3 protein-coding genes and 1 pseudogene are annotated in these 2,699 nt (G+C 35.3%); all 4 read right to left on the reverse strand.

Annotated elements, in window-relative coordinates; all coding sequences use genetic code 11:
• Positions 1-488 (reverse strand): nucleotidyl transferase AbiEii/AbiGii toxin family protein (locus COZ07_RS02335; RefSeq protein ID WP_406606986.1); only part of this gene is annotated, 488 nt, incomplete at its 3' end.
• 3 nt (positions 489-491) lie between these two features.
• Positions 492-1,136, reverse strand: coding sequence for a type IV toxin-antitoxin system AbiEi family antitoxin domain-containing protein (locus COZ07_RS02340; RefSeq protein ID WP_406606987.1), 645 nt, complete (start codon positions 1,134-1,136; stop codon positions 492-494).
• A gap of 353 nt (positions 1,137-1,489) precedes the next feature.
• A complete protein-coding gene (locus tag COZ07_RS02345) occupies positions 1,490-1,903 on the reverse strand; it encodes a GGDEF domain-containing protein (RefSeq protein WP_406606988.1) in 414 nt (137 codons plus the stop codon).
• A 273-nt stretch (positions 1,904-2,176) separates the two neighbouring features.
• A pseudogene (locus COZ07_RS02350) lies at positions 2,177-2,699 on the reverse strand (GGDEF domain-containing protein); the annotation flags it as partial.

Genomic DNA, 2,699 nt, shown 5'->3' on the forward strand with positions numbered 1-2,699 from the left:
GTTTTAACTAATACTGTTCTATTAAACTTAAATAAAGGGATGGTTTCAATTTTATAATCTGCACAAAAATCAAATTCATTGAAAATTTCTATTTTCAAAAAAAGCAGGTCTGATTCGCTTTTCCCGGCCAATCCCAATTCACGCAGCAAAGGGAATTTTAAGTAGGTTCGAAATTTTTGCGATACTGCCTTTACTTCAAGATCTGTGTTTTTCTTAAAATACATTTCTAAATCTTTAGCCAATTTGGGAATTTCTATTTCTTTCTTCAAATCCACAAAATCCAAATCTTCTGAAAAACGTGGCATATTATAACAGTGAGCTAAACTAGAACCTCCGTAAAAAATTAGCTGGCTATATTTTCTATTAGAATATATAAAATCCAGAAAAATAATCTGCAAATAATTCTTCAATAAATTCCGTCTAAAAACTTTATCATCAAAAGCAGAATCTTTAATCAATTTAGTTAAAAATATTTTTATTAACTCCATAATTTAATCCAAAAGATAACTTAATATTATTTTTAATTTTTTGGAACCCTCTAAGGCAACATGCTTGTTTAATTCTTTAATATCATCTCTACTTAAGTTTTCTTTATTCAGTCTTAATTCCCTCACTGCTTCCTTATTAGGCAGAATATTTTTGCGCAAATATAAAAAGTCAAACATAGCCTTGGCTTTGGTAGCTCTTATAATAGAAAAACCACTTTCTTCAGATAGTTCAAAGCCGCAAAAAAGAGAAGGTTTTATTGTATGATATATAAAATTGCCGAGCTTATTGTTAAAAAAAGCCGTTTTATTCTTAGAAACAGAAGTCAGATTAACGGGAATTTCCGTCAGGAGATTGTGGCGATAAAGAATTGTTTCCAAACTTAAATAGGAAGGTGAATATATAAAGTTAGCTATAAAGTCTGTAAAAACTTCCATCTCACCACGATTTTTCAGTCTTTCAATGTAAGCAGTGTTCGTATAAATCCCCTTTTTTAAACGGAGTAATTTGCCTCTTTTCTCATAGCGGTGTAGAACCATCCGGAGATAAGATCTACTTTCTTCTACGCCCAAAAAATCATTGAAAGTAAAAACTGGCAGTTTCTCTACTAACTCTATTATTGTTTTGCTTCTTTTTTTACCATTTCTCATAATTAACAATAATTGTAAACTATTAGAAACACTTTGTCAATCCTGCGCTTAATAACTTTTAGATATGCACCTACAATATATTCTCCAATATCAGTTTTTATTATCTTACTTCCTTACTTAGTTATTTTTTTGATCTGATTTTAGCACAATGTGTCCATGGAAACATATCAACGCTATTTTAAGGCAAAATCAATAATTTTTAATTTTGCCTGTAGGTGGAGTATTTGGGATGAAACAATGCAAAACTACGGCTATATCCATAAGAACAATCAGAAAATCCATGTAACTATTTATCAACTTGCAGTTCTAGAGCTTCCAAAATAAAAAAGCCTCTTTTCCGACCAAGTATAGAATTAATATGATACCATGCGATTCCGCCCGGTGTTTTTTGCAACGTACATTGCCTCATCAGAAAGTTTGATTAATTGATCACTGTTAAAAATATTATCGTGAGGATAGGTTGCTACTCCTATACTAATCGTAACCTTGATTTCTTGCTCTAAATTCTTTACATGGCTGTCCATAACCATAATCCGCATTCGTTCCGCAACAATAGCAGCATCGTGCTGATTCGCGCCTGGCAACACACATAGGAACTCTTCACCGCCATAGCGCAACAGTATATCTCCTTCTCTGATCGAGCTTAAAGTGATCTTTGCAACATTAGCCAGCAACTTGTCCCCAACCGAGTGTCCATATGTGTCGTTCACGATCTTGAAGTAGTCGATATCAAACATCAACAGAGAAAGTGGTGTACCGGCGCGTATGGCCCTGCTGAATTATTCGTGTAACCTAATAGTTCCGAATCTTCTGTTATATAATCCTGTTAATGCATCTACGGCGGCGAGCCGTGTCATCTGTTCGTGGGTAATGGCATTCCGAAGGCAAGACTAAGTTCTTGGTTAAAAAACTTAAGCTTTAAAATTGTTTGATCGGTAAACGGTACAGCGCTAACAAGGAGCAACACTCCAAGAAGGGTGTTCTTGTATAATATTGTCTCAACCAATAATTCACTTGGTCGAAAATCGACAATGATCCCATCAATCAATAATGATGTCGGTAGGAAAATGAATCAGTTGCCCTTGATGAGTCTTCATTGTATCCAATAGACTTGCATTGTTTTCCAAAGATCCCGGCTCTTTGATTGACTCAGCTGCTTCAACGACTAACTCCCCACTCTTTTCAGTTAGAATGGCACCCCCAATAGCTCCGGTATTCTTCATCAGCTGCTTGAGTGCTTCACGTGACAGTGCATCTAACTCCAGATGAGAAGTAAGCATTTCAGAAAACAGCTGTATCTCGGAGTTTAAATCCAGTACTTTAGATAAAGTCATTACCAAATTGTTAAATGACTCCGCACTTTCACCCAGCTCGTCTTCTGAATCAATATTTATCAAACACTTGCCTGGATCGCAGCCTTCTTCATCATTGCCGCTTTTTATTTTTGTTAAAATAGTTTCTATATGCTGCATTTTCGCAGACATTTGTTGGATGCGAGAGCCCACCGTCTTTCTTGACAATGTAATATTCAAAATGGCCAAAGTAATCCCGGCTAGCATGCAC

Source organism: Candidatus Infernicultor aquiphilus (genome assembly GCF_002784285.1).
In the GTDB taxonomy this organism is placed as follows: domain Bacteria; phylum Atribacterota; class Phoenicimicrobiia; order Phoenicimicrobiales; family Phoenicimicrobiaceae; genus Infernicultor; species Infernicultor aquiphilus.